This is a genomic window from Nocardioides sp. F233 (genome assembly GCF_057813895.1).
The window spans coordinates 868,607-882,293 of the sequence record NZ_JBVASH010000002.1 but is presented as its reverse complement, the minus strand read 5'-3'; the positions used below and the strand labels follow the sequence as shown (position 1 = coordinate 882,293).

Sequence of the window (13,687 nt, the reverse complement as noted above, 5' to 3'; positions counted from 1 at the left end):
CGAAGGCCCGGGCGGATGATCCGCCCGGGCCTCGTCGTACGTCGTGCAGGACGCGCTACACGTCACCACCGAGGTAGGCGGCCTTGACAGCCGGGTCGACGGCGAGCTCGGCACCCTTGCCGGACCGGACGATCTCGCCGGTCTCGAGGATGTGGGCGTCGTGCGAGCGCTTGAGCGCCTGGGCGGCGTTCTGCTCCACCAGCAGGACCGTGGTGCCCTGCTCGTTGATCTCCGTGATGATCGTGAAGATCTGCTGGATCAGCTTCGGCGCCAGGCCCATCGACGGCTCGTCGAGCAGCAGCAGCTTGGGTCGCGACATCAGCGCCCGCCCGATGGCCAGCATCTGCTGCTCACCGCCGGACATGCTGCCGGCCGCCTGCTTCTCGCGCTCCTTCAACCGCGGGAACAGCGTGAACACCCGGTCCAGGTCCTCCCGGTAGGCCGCGGTCTTGCGGTCCTTGCGCAGGTAGGCACCCATGTCGAGGTTCTCGCTCACGGTCATGCCGGGGAAGCAGCCGCGCCCCTCGGGCGACTGGCTGATCCCCAGCTTCACCCGCTCGTACGGCGCGAGCTGGGTGATGTCCTGGCCCTGGAACCGGATCGCACCACCACGCACCTTGCGTAGTCCCGAGACCGTCTTCAGCGTGGTCGTCTTGCCGGCACCGTTGGCACCGACCAGCGAGGTCACCGTGCCCTCGGGCACGGAGAAGCTCACGCCCCGGATGGCCTCGATGTGGCCGTAGTTGACCTGAAGGTCCTCGACCTCAAGAAGCATCTTCATCCACTCCCAGGTAGGCGGCGATGACCGCCGGGTTGTCGCGGATCTCGGCGGGTACGCCCTCCGCGATCTTGCGGCCGAACTCGAGGACGACGATCCGGTCGGTGACGCCCATGACCAGCCGCATGTCGTGCTCGATCAGCAACACGGTGTAGCCGGCGTCGCGCACCTTGCGGATCAGCTCCATGAGCCTGACCTTCTCGGCGGGGTTGAAGCCCGCCGCCGGCTCGTCGAGGCACAGCAGCTTCGGGCCGGTGCCCATCGCCCGTGCGATCTCGAGCCGGCGCTGGTCGCCGTAGGACAGGTTGGCGGCCAGCTCGTCGTGCCGGGCCGTGATGCCGACCAGGTGGAGGAGCTCCTTGGCGCGCTCCTGCGAGGCGGCCTCGGTACGGCGGTGCCGCGGGGTGCGCAGCAGCGCGTCCCAGAAGCCGACCTTGCTGTGGGCGTCGGTGCCGACCAGGACGTTCTCGAGCACCGTCATCGACTTGAACAGCCGGATGTTCTGGAACGTCCGGGCCAGGCCGAGCTTGGTGATCTTGTGCTTCTTCATCTTCGACAGCGAGGTGCCGTCGAAGCGTGCCTCGCCCGACGTCGGCCGGTAGACACCGGTCATGACGTTGAAGCACGTCGTCTTGCCGGCGCCGTTGGGCCCGATCAGGCCGAGGATCTCGCCCTCACGGATCTCGAAGCTGACATCGTCGAGAGCGGTGAGACCACCGAACCGCAGGGTCACGTGGTCGACCTCGAGCAGCGCCTTGCGCTCCCCCGACGCCGCCATCGTCTGCTCAGTCGTCTGCTCAGGCATTGGCGTCCTCCTCCAGCTCGCCCTCTTCGAGAGCCTCGATCTCCGCCTCGGCCGCCTTTGCCCGGCGGGTGCGGCCGGGCGGCAGCAGGCCCTCCGGTCGCCACACGGCGAGGGTCGTCAGCGCGAGGCCGAACAGGAAGTAGCGGTAGTCGTTGATCTCGCGGAAGCGCTCCGGCAGGTAGACCACCAGCGCACCGCCGAGGATCGCGCCCCACCGGTTGCCGGCTCCACCGATGACCACCGCGGCGACCAGCAGCATCGAGAACAGCAGCGGGAAGCTGTCCGGGCTGATGTAGCCGGCCTGGCTGCTGGCGAGGAAGGACCCCGACAGGCCGCCGATCGCGGCGCCAAGGGCGAAGGCCATCAGCTTGAACCGGAAGGTCGGCACGCCCATCAGCTCGGCGGCGTCCTCGTCCTCGCGGGTGGCCTCCCAGGCACGTCCGACCCGGCTGTTCTTGACCAGCCGGTCGCCGAACACGACGAGGATGAGCACGATGAGCAGCAGCCAGTAGTAGGGAATGGCGTCCTGCGAGCCGAAGATCAGGAAGGACGTCGGGTGGTCGTGGTCGAGGTGGGGAACCAGTCCGTCCCACTCGAGCCGTGGGATCTGGAACAGGCCACGCTCGCTCGGGTCGACGAACGGGCCCTCGGGGTTCGGGCCGATGTTCGGCGGGTGCGGGATGTCCTTGATGCCGGACGCGGCGCCGAGCCACTCGATGTTCTTGGCCGAGATCCGGATGATCTCACCGAAGCCGAGCGTCACGATGGCGAGGTAGTCGCCACGCACCCGCAGGGTCGGCGCGCCCAGGATCACGCCCGTCACCATTGTCACGGCGATGGCCACCGGCAGGACCAGGAAGAATGGCCAGGAGCCGTGGTAGACCGTCAGCACACCGGTGGTGTAGGCGCCGGTGGCGTAGAAGCCGACGTACCCGAGGTCGAGCAGGCCGGCGTACCCGATGACGATGTTGAGGCCCACCGAGACGAGGGCGAACGTCGCGACGCTGAACATCACGCCACCGAAGTCGGAGCCGGTCGTCGTGATGATCGGCGGCCGCAGCAGCGGCAGCGCGAAGAAGAAGATGGCGATCAGGGCCAGGATGACCAGCCGGAGGGGCTTGGGCAGGGCCGCGTACCTGTCGAGCACGCCGTCCCACGCCGAGCCGACCGCCTGCAGCGACTTGCTGATTGCAGTCATCACGCACGCGCCTTTCCGAGCGCCTCGCCCAGCAGGCCGGAGGGCCTGACGAGGAGGATCAGGACGAGGAGGATGAAGGCGAAGACGTCCTTCCACTCCGAACCGAAGATCGCCGCGCCGTAGCTCTCGGCGACGCCGAGGACCAGGCCACCGAGCAGGGCGCCCCGCAGGTTGCCGATGCCACCGAGGACGGCCGCGGTGAAGGCCTTGACGCCGAGGAGGAAGCCGGCGTTCTGGCGGGTCGAGCCGACCTTGAGCATGTACAGGGTCGCGGCCGCACCGGCCATCAGACCGCCGATCAGGAAGGTGCCCTGGATGACCCGGTTCGAGTTCACGCCCATCAGCGCCGCGGCCTCGGGGTCCTGGGCCACGGCCCGGATGCCGCGACCGAAACGGGTGCGGCGCACGAAGGTGTCGAGGGCGACCATCATCAGGACGGCGGCGACGATGATGACGATGTCGATGTCGGTCACCGTGTAGTTGCCGACGTCGAAGAGATCCTTCGGGTCGATGGTGACCGGGTTCGAGTACACGTCACGGGCCTTGCCGACGTAGTTGTCGAGGTTGTCGTCGAGGTGGACCCAGCCGGCGAACTTGTCACGCAGGCCCATCGCCTCGGCGAGGGCGAAGGACGCTCCGATCGCCGAGATGAGAGCGATCAGCTTCGGGGCGCCCTTGGTGATGAGCGGCCGGTAGGCGACCCGTTCGAGCAGGAGAGCCACTCCGGCCGACATGGCCATGGCGGCGACGAGTGCCACCGCCAGGAGGGGCAACGCCTTGCCCAGGCTCCAGGTCACCGAGTCGGTGCCGTGGAAGAACACGAAGACCCAGGCGACGGCGAAGGTGCCGTACATGAAGACCTCGGAGTGGGCGAAGTTGATGAGCTGCAGGACGCCGTAGACCATGGTGTAGCCGAGGGCGATCAGCGCATAGATCGCGCCGAACACCAGGCCACCAACGGTGAACGCCGCCAAGTTGTTGATGAGAACGTCGAAGTGCAAGGGGTCCCCCTGGTCGCCGGTCTTGACTCGACTGCGGCCGGGGGGCGGTGGCCCCCCGGCCGCAGCTCAGCGGATGACGCGTCCGGTCACCCGCCGACGATCACTTGATCGCCTCCGGGTTCTCGAGGTCGAGCTTGCCGCCCTTGACGAAGTACGCGTAGATCGTCGAGGAGGTGATGTCACCCTTGTCGTCGAACCCGATCGGGCCGCTGGCGCCCTCACCGTCGTACTTGCCGATGAAGTTGTTGATCTCCTCCGACGTGGACGCGCCGTCCTTGACCGCGGCGAGGAAGATGTTCGCCGCGTCGTAGGCCTGCGTGGAGTAGAGGCCCGCGTCGGCACCGACGACGGCCTTGTACTTGTCGTTGAAGTCCGCCGGAGCCGGAGCAGCCGGGGCGGAGAGGACAGCGCCCTCGGCCGCGTCGGCGCCCGCCGCCTTCACGAAGGCCGGGTCCTCCGAGCCGTCGCCCGACATGAAGGTGCCCTTGAAGCCACCCTGGCGCAGCTGCTTGACCAGCAGGCCGCCCTCGGCGTAGTAGCCGCCGTAGAAGACGGCGTCGGCGCCCGAGGCCTTGATCTGGGTGACGACCGCGGACATGTCGGTCTGGCCGACCGTGATCTGGTCCTCGCCGACCTTGGCGCTGCCGAGGCCCTCCTTGACGTAGCCCGCCAGGCCCTTGCTGTAGTCCTGGCCGTCGTCGACGACGAACACCTTGGTGGCGCCGGCGGTCTCGGTCAGGTACTTGGCGTCCGCCTTGCCCTGCGCCTCGTCGTTGCCGATGACGCGGTGCCAGGTGATCCACTTCTGCTGGGTGATGGTCACGTTGGTGGCCGACGCCGAGATCGACGGCAGGCCGGCCTCGTAGAAGGTCTTGCCGGTCGCGAGCGACTCACCGGAGAAGCCGGGGCCGACCAGACCGAAGATCGAGTCGTCGTTGATGATCTGGGTGGCGAGGCCCGGCGCGACCTTCGGGTCACCCTGGGAGTCGAACTCCTTGACGCCGATCTTGCAGTCGGCGTTGGCCTTGTTGTACTCGTCGAGCGCGAGCTTCACGCCGCCGAGCATGTTCTGCCCGAGAGCAGCCGCGTCGCCCGTGAGGGCGCCGAGGAACGCGATGTTCTTGCCGCAGAGGTCGCCGCCACCCTTGGCGCCCTTGTCGCCGGACTTGCTGTCATCGGACCCACAGGCCGTGACGGTCAGGCTGAGGGCCAGCACCGCAGCGCCGACACCGAATACCTTGTTTCGCCTCAAGAGACTTCTCCCGCTTCCTCGTCGGCCGGGGACGGCGCGGTGCCCACCCCGGAGTTGTCCTGCCGCGGGAACCTACACCGGTGCACGGGCCGGTGGAAGCAACTCGGTGGCCCAGGTCACAAATCATGACGAATCTGTTACCTGGAGGACCCGAACGTCGGACGATTTACGGGGCGGGCGTGCCCGGCACGCCGTGGGCGACCACGCCGTCGGCCACCTCGCGCATCGACATGCGCAGGTCCATGGCCGTCTTCTGGATCCACCGGAACGCCTCGGACTCCGAGAGCGAGAGCTGCTCCTGCAGGATGCCCTTGGCCCGGTCGACCGCCTTGCGCGTCTCGAGCCGCTCGGTGAGGTCGCTGACCTCGTTCTCGAGCTGGCGGATCTCCGCGAACCGGCTCACCGCCATCTCGATCGCCGGCACCAGGTCGGACTGCGAGAACGGCTTGACGAGGTACGACATCGCCCCCGCCTCCCGCGCCCGCTCCACCAGGTCGCGCTGCGAGAAGGCCGTCAGCATGACCACCGGCGCGATCCGCTGGCCCGCGATCGCCTCGGCCGCCGCGATCCCGTCGAGCACCGGCATCTTCACGTCGAGGATGACCAGGTCGGGCCGCAGCTCCTCGGCGAGCTCGATCGCCTTCTGGCCGTCGCCGGCCTGGCCCACGACGTCGTACCCCTCCTCGACCAGCATCTCGGCGAGGTCCATCCGGATCAGGGTCTCGTCCTCGGCGATGACCACGGTGCGGGGCTGCGGCTGCTCGTTCGGCGCGGTCTCGGTCACGGGGTCAGGCTATCGGGCCGGGCGGTGCGGGGCTGGAGGAGTGTCTCGGCTACGGTTTTGCGCGGCGCCCGCCCCGGTAGTCCAACGGCAGAGACAGTGGTCTCAAACACCATCCAGTGTGGGTTCGAATCCCACCCGGGGCACCACGCGGTCGTCGTACCGGACGATCCGGTCGTGATACCGCTGGATCCACGACCAATTCGTCCGGTGCGACGGGAGACCTCAGGGCCGTCGGTACGCCGGCGCCACCTCGTTGATCGCGTCACCCATCCGGTGCACGCGCAGCGCGTTGGTGGAGCCGGGGATGCCCGGGGGGCTGCCGGCGACGATCACGACGCGGTCGCCCTCCTTGACCCGGCCGATGCGGAGCAGCTCCTCGTCGACCTGGCGGACCATCTCGTCGGTGTGCTCGACGGTGGAGGTCTGGAAGGCCTCGACACCCCAGCTGACGGCGAGCTGGGAGCGGGAGCGGGCCTCGGGGGTGAAGGCGAGGACCGGGATCGAGCTGCGCAGGCGGGCCAGGCGGCGGGCCGAGTCGCCGGACTGGGTGAAGGCGACGACGTACTTGGCGCCGACCCGCTGGGCGACCTCCTCGGCGGCCTTGGCGATCACGCCGGAGGTGGTGTGGGGGTCCCACTCGATGCGGCCGAAGCGGCTGAAGCTCTCGTCGACGAGGGCGTGGTCCTCGGTGGCGGTGATGATCCGCGCCATCGTCTCGACCGTGTGGACGGGGTGCTCCCCCACGCTGGTCTCGCCGGAGAGCATGACCGCGTCCGCACCGTCGAGCACGGCGTTCGCGACGTCGCTCGCCTCCGCGCGGGTGGGCGCGGGGTTGGTGACCATCGACTCCAGCATCTGGGTGGCGACGATGACCGGCTTCGCGTTGCGGCGGGCGGCGACGATGATCTTCTTCTGCAGGAACGGCACCTCCTCCAGCGGGCACTCCACGCCGAGGTCGCCACGGGCGACCATGAAGGCGTCGAAGGCGTCGATGACCTCGTCGAGGTTCTCGATCGCCTGCGGCTTCTCGATCTTCGCGATGACGGGGACGACGACCCCCTCCTCGCGCATGATCACGCGCACGTCCTCCGCGTCGGCCGCGTTGCGCACGAAGCTGAGCGCGATGAAGTCGACGCCGAGACGCAGCGCGAAGCGCAGGTCCTCGGTGTCCTTGTCCGACAGCGCGGGCACCGACACCGCGACGCCGGGCAGGTTGATGCCCTTGTTGTTGCTGACCTTGCCGGCGACGAGGACCTCGGTGACCACGTCGGTCCCGTCGACGACCTCGACGACGCGGAGGCGGACCTTGCCGTCGTCGATGAGCAGCGGGTCGCCGGGGGCGACGTCGCCGGGGAGCCCCTTGTACGTCGTACCGCAGATCTCGGCGTTGCCCTCGACGTCGCGCGTGGTGATGGTCCAGCGCTGCCCGCGCTGGAGCTGGACCGGGCCGTCGGCGAAGCGCTCGAGGCGGATCTTCGGGCCCTGCAGGTCGGCGAGGATGCCGACGCCGTGACCGGAGGCGTCCGACGCCTCGCGCACGAGGCGGTAGGCCTCGGCGTGCTGCTCGTGGCTGCCGTGGCTCATGTTGAGGCGGGCGACGTCCATCCCGGCGTACACGAGCTCGCGGATCCTCCGCTCCGAGCTGGTGGCCGGACCCAGGGTGCACACGATCTTGGCTCTTCGCACGCGCCCAGCCTATCGGTCAGTTGGAACGTGAAAAACGCCGACCCGGCTCATCCCGAAGGTTTCGGGATGAGCCGGGTCGTTGTACGTCAGACGACCAGCGGACGCGCGGTCGGCGGGATCGGCGCGGGCAGCTGGGTGCTGCCGGTGAGGAAGGTGTCCACACCAGCCGCGGCCGCACGGCCCTCGGCGATCGCCCACACGATGAGCGACTGGCCACGACCCGCGTCACCGGCGACGAACACGCCGTCGACGTTGGTCGCGTAGCTGTTGTCGCGCTTGATGTTGCCGCGCTCGTCGAGCTCCAGACCGAGCTGCTCGACCAGGCCACCCTGCTCCGGGCCGACGAAGCCCATCGCGAAGAGGACCAGCTCGGCCGGGATCTCCCGCTCGGTGCCCTCGTGCTCGACCAGCTTGCCGCCCTCGAAGGAGACCTCGACCAGGCGCAGCGCCCGGACGTTGCCGTCCTCGTCGCCGAGGAACTCCTGGGTGGACACGGCGTACACGCGCTCGCCACCCTCCTCGTGCGCGGAGGAGACCCGGTAGGTCATCGGGTACGTCGGCCAGGGCTGCCCGTTCGGACGGTCCTCCGTCGGCTGGGGCATGATCTCGAGCTGGGTGATCGAGGCCGCACCCTGGCGGATCGAGGTGCCGAGGCAGTCGGCGCCCGTGTCACCGCCGCCGATGATGACGACGTGCTTGCCGTCGGCACGGATCTGGCCCTCGACCGTCTCCCCCAGCGCGACCCGGTTGGCCTGCGGGAGGAACTCCATCGCCTGGTGGATGCCCTTGAGCTCACGCCCCGGGACCGGCAGGTCGCGCGGGACGGTGGAGCCGACGGCCAGGACGACGGCGTCGAAGCGGTCCTTGAGCGCGTCACCGGTGAGCTTGCCGGTGCCGACCTCGACGCCGGAGCGGAAGACCGTGCCCTCGCGGCGCATCTGGTCGAGCCGGCGCTCGAGGTGCTTCTTCTCCATCTTGAACTCGGGGATGCCGTAGCGCAGCAGGCCACCGGGCTGGTCGGCCCGCTCGTACACGGCCACGGTGTGGCCGGCCCGGGTGAGCTGCTGGGCGACGGCGAGACCCGCGGGACCGGAGCCGATGACGGCGACGGTCTTGCCGGTCAGCCACTCGGGCGGCTGCGGCCGCACGAAGCCCGACTCGTAGGCCCGGTCGATGATCGAGACCTCGATGTTCTTGATCGTGACCGCCGGCTGGTTGATGCCGAGGACGCACGCCGTCTCGCAGGGAGCCGGGCAGAGGCGACCGGTGAACTCCGGGAAGTTGTTGGTCGCGTGCAGGCGCTCGATGGCACCGTCCCAGTCGTCGCGCCAGACCAGGTCGTTCCACTCCGGGATGATGTTGCCCAGCGGGCAGCCGGAGTGGCAGAACGGGATCCCGCAGTCCATGCAGCGGCTGGCCTGGACGTTGATGATCGGCAGCAGCGCGCGACCGACCCCGCCCGGGTAGACCTCGTCCCAGTCCTGGACCCGCTCCTCGACCGGACGACGTCCGGCCACCTCGCGGGTGTTCTTCAGGAAGCCCTTCGGGTCAGCCATGGAGCACCTCCATCACTCGTGCGGCGGCAGCGTCGGCGTCGAGACCCTCGGCCTCGGCGTCGGCCTGGACCGCCAGGACCTTCGCGTAGTCGCGCGGCATGACCTCGGTGAACCGCGGCAGTGCGGCCTCCCAGTCGGCAAGCAGCGCCTCGGCGACCGCGGAACCGGTCTCCTCGAAGTGCGCGCGGACGATCTGCTCGAGCTCCGCGGCGTAGGTCTCGGAGACGGGACGCAGGTCGACGAGCTCCGGGTTGACCCGCGCCTCGGCGAGGTCGAGGACCCACGCGATGCCGCCCGACATGCCGGCCGCGAAGTTGCGGCCGGTCTTGCCGAGGACGACCACGCGGCCGCCCGTCATGTACTCGCAGCCGTGGTCGCCCACGCCCTCGGTCACGATGGTCGCGCCCGAGTTGCGCACGCAGCACCGCTCGCCCACGCCACCGCGGATGAAGATCTCACCCGAGGTCGCGCCGTAGGCGATGGTGTTGCCGGCGATGACGTGCTCCTCGGCCCGGAACGTGGCGTTCCGGTCGGGACGGATCGCGATCCGACCACCCGAGAGGCCCTTGCCGACGTAGTCGTTGGCGTCGCCCTCCAACCGCAGCGTGATGCCGCGGGGCACGAACGCACCGAACGACTGACCGGCCGAGCCGACGAACGTCAGGTCGATCGTCCCGCCGGGCAGCCCCGCGCCGCCGTACTTCTTGGTGACCTCGTGGCCGAGGATCGTGCCGACGGTACGGTTGACGTTGCGGATCGTGAGCTGCGCCCGGACCGGCTCTCCGCTCTCGATCGCCGGCGCCGCGAGGGGCAGGATCTCGGTGACGTCGAGCGACTTCTCCAGGCCGTGCTCCTGACCGCCGGTGTTGCGGAGGTCCTGGTCGGGGAAGTGCGTCTCGGCGATCTCGACCTTGTGCAGGATCGGCGCGAGGTCGAGACCCTTCGCCTTCCAGTGCCGCTCGGCGTCGACGGTGTCGAGCACCTCGACCTGGCCGATGGCCTCCTCGATCGACCGGAAGCCCAGCTCCGCGAGCAGCTCGCGGACCTCCTCGGCGATGAACTCGAAGAAGTTGACGACGTACTCGGCCTTGCCGCTGAACCGCGAGCGCAGAGCCGGGTTCTGCGTCGCCACGCCCACCGGGCAGGTGTCGAGGTGGCAGACCCGCATCAGGATGCAGCCCGAGACCACCAGCGGGGCGGTCGCGAAGCCGAACTCCTCGGCACCGAGCAGCGCGGCGATGACCACGTCACGACCGGTCTTGAGCTGGCCGTCGGTCTGCACGACGATGCGGTCGCGCAGGCCGTTGAGCAGCAGGGTCTGCTGGGTCTCGGCGAGACCGAGCTCCCAGGGACCACCGGCGTGCTTGAGCGAGGTGAGCGGGGACGCACCCGTGCCGCCGTCGTGACCGGAGATCAGTACGACGTCCGCGTGCGCCTTCGAGACACCCGCCGCGACCGTGCCGACGCCGACCTCGGAGACCAGCTTCACGTGGACGCGGGCCGACGGGTTGGCGTTCTTGAGGTCGTGGATCAGCTGAGCCAGGTCCTCGATCGAGTAGATGTCGTGGTGCGGCGGCGGGCTGATCAGGCCGACGCCCGGCGTGGAGTGCCGGGTCTTGGCCACCCACGGGTAGACCTTGTTGCCGGGCAGCTGGCCGCCCTCACCGGGCTTCGCGCCCTGCGCCATCTTGATCTGGATGTCGTCGGCGTTGGTGAGGTACTCCGAGGTGACGCCGAAGCGTCCGGAGGCGACCTGCTTGATCGAGCTGCGGCGCTCCGGGTCGTGGAGCCGCTCGGAGTCCTCGCCGCCCTCGCCGGTGTTGGACTTGGCGCCCAGCCGGTTCATGGCGATGGCCAGCGTCTCGTGCGCCTCGCGCGAGATCGAGCCGTAGGACATGGCACCGGTCGAGAACCGCTTGACGATGTCGGCCACCGGCTCGACCTCGTCGATCGAGATCGGGGTGCGGCCGAATGCGCCGGCATCCTTGAACTTGAACAGCCCGCGCAGCGTCATCAGCTTCTCGGACTGGTCGTCGACGGCCTGCGTGTACTGCTTGAAGATGTCGTAGCGACCGGTCCGCGTGGAGTGCTGCAGGCGGAACACCGTCTCCGGGTTGAAGAGGTGCGGCTCGCCCTCGCGACGCCACTGGTACTCGCCACCGATCTCGAGCTCGCGGTGCGCGGGCGCGATGCCGGCCGGCGGGTACGCCTTGGCGTGCCGGGCGGCGACCTCCTGGGCCACGACGTCGAGCTCGACGCCGCCCAGCTTGGAGGTGGTGCCGGTGAAGTACTTGTCGACGACCGCCTGGGACAGGCCGATGCACTCGAAGATCTGCGCTCCGGTGTACGACGCCACGGTGCTGACGCCGATCTTCGACATCACCTTCACGACGCCCTTGCCGAGCGCCTTGACGAGGTTCTTGACCGCCTGCTCCGGCTCGGCCTTGACGTAGTAGCGCTCGCGGGCGAGGTCCTCGACGCTCTCCATGGCGAGGTACGGGTTGACCGCCGCCGCGCCGTAGCCGACGAGGAGCGCCACGTGGTGCACCTCGCGGACGTCGCCGGCCTCGACGAGGAGACCGACCTGGGTACGGGTCTTCTCCCGGACCAGGTGGTGGTGGACCGCACCGGTGAGCAGCAGCGACGGGATCGGCGCGAGGTCGGCCGTGGCGTGCCGGTCCGAGAGCACGATGATCCGCGCGCCGGACTCGATCGCGGCCGAGACCTCCTGACAGATCTCGTCGAGCCGGGCCGCCATCGCGGCGCCGCCGCCGTTGACGTCGTACAGACCACGGGCCACGTGGGTCTGGAACCCGGGGTGGTCGCCGTCGCGGTTGATGTGGCGGATCTTGACCAGGTCGTCGTTGGAGATGACCGGGAAGGGGACCACGATCTGCCGGCAGGACGCCGGGCCGGGCTCGAGCAGGTTGGCCTCGGGACCGATGGTGCCGTTGAGCGAGGTGACGAGCTCCTCGCGGATGGCGTCCAGCGGCGGGTTGGTGACCTGCGCGAACAGCTGGCTGAAGTAGTCGAACAGCAGCCGCGGCTTGTCGCTGAGCGCCGCGATGGGCGTGTCGGTGCCCATCGAGCCGAGCGCCTCACCCCCGGTGTTGGCCATCGGCGTGAGGATGACCCGCAGCTCCTCCTCGGTGTAGCCGAAGATCTGCTGGCGACGCGTGACCGAGGCGTGGGTGTGCACGATGTGCTCACGCTCGGGGATGTCGTCGAGGTGGATGATCCCGCCGTGCAGCCACTCGCCGTACGGGCGCTCCGAGGCGAGCTGGTCCTTGACCTCCTCGTCCTCGATGATCCGGTGCTCCTCGGTGTCGACGAGGAACATCCGGCCCGGCTGGAGACGGCCCTTGCGGACCACGGTGGCCGGGTCGAGGTCGAGCACGCCGACCTCGGAGGCGAGGACGACGAGGCCGTCGTCGGTGACCCAGAAGCGGGAGGGACGCAGGCCGTTGCGGTCCAGGACCGCACCGATCTGGGCGCCGTCGGTGAACACGACGCACGCCGGGCCGTCCCACGGCTCCATGGTGGCGGAGTGGAAGCGGTAGAAGTCGCGCCGCTTCTGCTCCATCTCGGTGTGGTTCTCCCACGCCTCCGGGATCATCATCAGCACTGCGTGCGGCAGGCTGCGACCACCCATGTGCAGGAGCTCGAGGACCTCGTCGAAGGAGGCCGAGTCCGACGCACCCGGGGTGCAGATCGGGAACAGCCGGTCCAGGTCGCCGGGGATGGCGTCGGAGGCCAGCAGCGCCTCACGGGCACGCATCCAGTTGCGGTTGCCCATCACGGTGTTGATCTCGCCGTTGTGGGCGATGAACCGGAACGGGTGCGACAGCGGCCAGCTCGGGAACGTGTTGGTCGAGAACCGCGAGTGCACGACACCGATGGCCGAGGCCATCCGCTCGTCGCGCAGGTCGGGGAAGAAGTTGTCGAGCTGGTCGGTCGTCAGCATGCCCTTGTAGGCGAGCGTGCGCGACGACAGCGACGGGAAGTAGACGTCGGTCTCGTGCTCGGCCCGCTTGCGCAGGCAGAACGCGAGGCGCTCGAGGTCCATGCCGTTCAGCGCGCCGCCGGGCGCCTGGACGAACAGCTGGGTGAACGTCGGCATGACGCTGACCGCCATGGTGCCGAGGATGTCCGGGTTGACCGGGACCTCGCGCCAGCCGAGGACGACCAGGCCCTCCTCGGCGGCGATCTCCTCGATCCGGGTCCGGGTCTTGGCGACCTGGCCGTCGTCACCGGGCAGGAAAGCCGTGCCCACGGCGTACGTGCCGGCGACCGGCAGCGTGATCCCTGCGTCTGCGGCGACCGCGCGCAGGAACGCGTCGGGCACCTGCAGCAGGATTCCGGCGCCGTCGCCGGAGTTGGCCTCGGCACCCGCGGCACCGCGGTGATCGAGGTTGCGCAGGGCCGTCAGGGCCTTCGTCACGATGTCGTGACTGGCCACACCGGTCAGCGTCGCAACGAAGGCGACACCACAGGCGTCGCGCTCGTGACGCGGGTCGTAGAGACCCTCGGGCGGCGGGAACGCGTGCGAATAGGGCACCAGGGTTCTCCCGTCGACTACGTCTGCGTCCGTCCGGTCGACCCCGCGGGCCGAAGGAGGGACTAACAG

The 13,687-nt window shown here is 69.2% G+C and carries 9 protein-coding genes and 1 tRNA gene; 1 reads left to right on the top strand and 9 read right to left on the bottom strand.

Going from position 1 to position 13,687, the window contains the following annotated elements; genetic code table 11:
- Nucleotides 1-55: 55 nt before the first annotated feature.
- From ACZYRU_RS10665 to ACZYRU_RS10640, 6 genes are all read right to left on the bottom strand, one after another.
- Nucleotides 56-781 carry an ABC transporter ATP-binding protein gene (locus ACZYRU_RS10665; protein WP_488957056.1) on the bottom strand — a complete coding sequence of 242 codons (726 nt, stop codon included), beginning with the start codon at nucleotides 779-781 and terminating at the stop codon, nucleotides 56-58.
- A complete protein-coding gene (locus ACZYRU_RS10660) occupies nucleotides 765-1,583 on the bottom strand; it encodes an ABC transporter ATP-binding protein (protein ID WP_488957055.1) in 819 nt (272 codons plus the stop codon). Before ACZYRU_RS10660 ends, ACZYRU_RS10665 begins: the two co-directional genes overlap by 17 nt.
- Nucleotides 1,576-2,781, bottom strand: a complete 1,206-nt coding sequence (locus tag ACZYRU_RS10655; RefSeq protein WP_488957054.1) for a branched-chain amino acid ABC transporter permease — start codon at nucleotides 2,779-2,781, stop codon at nucleotides 1,576-1,578. Before ACZYRU_RS10655 ends, ACZYRU_RS10660 begins: the two co-directional genes overlap by 8 nt.
- Nucleotides 2,781-3,782 (bottom strand): branched-chain amino acid ABC transporter permease, encoded by a 1,002-nt coding sequence (locus ACZYRU_RS10650; RefSeq protein ID WP_488957053.1) that lies wholly within the window; start codon nucleotides 3,780-3,782, stop codon nucleotides 2,781-2,783. The genes ACZYRU_RS10655 and ACZYRU_RS10650 overlap by 1 nt, the downstream gene beginning before the upstream one ends.
- 100 nt (nucleotides 3,783-3,882) lie before the next feature.
- Nucleotides 3,883-4,998, bottom strand: coding sequence for a branched-chain amino acid ABC transporter substrate-binding protein (locus ACZYRU_RS10645; protein WP_488957052.1), 1,116 nt, complete (start codon nucleotides 4,996-4,998; stop codon nucleotides 3,883-3,885).
- A 202-nt stretch (nucleotides 4,999-5,200) separates the two neighbouring features.
- Nucleotides 5,201-5,743: an ANTAR domain-containing response regulator gene (locus ACZYRU_RS10640; protein WP_488957199.1), complete on the bottom strand. Its 543-nt coding sequence runs from the start codon at nucleotides 5,741-5,743 to the stop codon at nucleotides 5,201-5,203.
- Between the two features lie 145 nt (nucleotides 5,744-5,888).
- On the opposite strand from ACZYRU_RS10640, the gene ACZYRU_RS10635 reads away from it, so the two are divergent.
- Nucleotides 5,889-5,964: transfer RNA gene (locus tag ACZYRU_RS10635), tRNA-Leu, on the top strand.
- Nucleotides 5,965-6,040: 76 nt separating this feature from the next.
- On the opposite strand, the gene pyk is transcribed toward ACZYRU_RS10635, so the two are convergent.
- From pyk to gltB, 3 genes are all read right to left on the bottom strand, one after another.
- A complete protein-coding gene (pyk, locus tag ACZYRU_RS10630; RefSeq protein ID WP_488957051.1) occupies nucleotides 6,041-7,504 on the bottom strand; it encodes a pyruvate kinase in 1,464 nt (487 codons plus the stop codon).
- 86 nt (nucleotides 7,505-7,590) lie between these two features.
- Nucleotides 7,591-9,060, bottom strand: coding sequence for a glutamate synthase subunit beta (locus ACZYRU_RS10625; protein WP_488957050.1), 1,470 nt, complete (start codon nucleotides 9,058-9,060; stop codon nucleotides 7,591-7,593).
- Nucleotides 9,053-13,618 carry a glutamate synthase large subunit gene (gltB, locus tag ACZYRU_RS10620; protein ID WP_488957049.1) on the bottom strand — a complete coding sequence of 1,522 codons (4,566 nt, stop codon included), beginning with the start codon at nucleotides 13,616-13,618 and terminating at the stop codon, nucleotides 9,053-9,055. Before gltB ends, ACZYRU_RS10625 begins: the two co-directional genes overlap by 8 nt.
- Nucleotides 13,619-13,687: the final 69 nt, after the last annotated feature.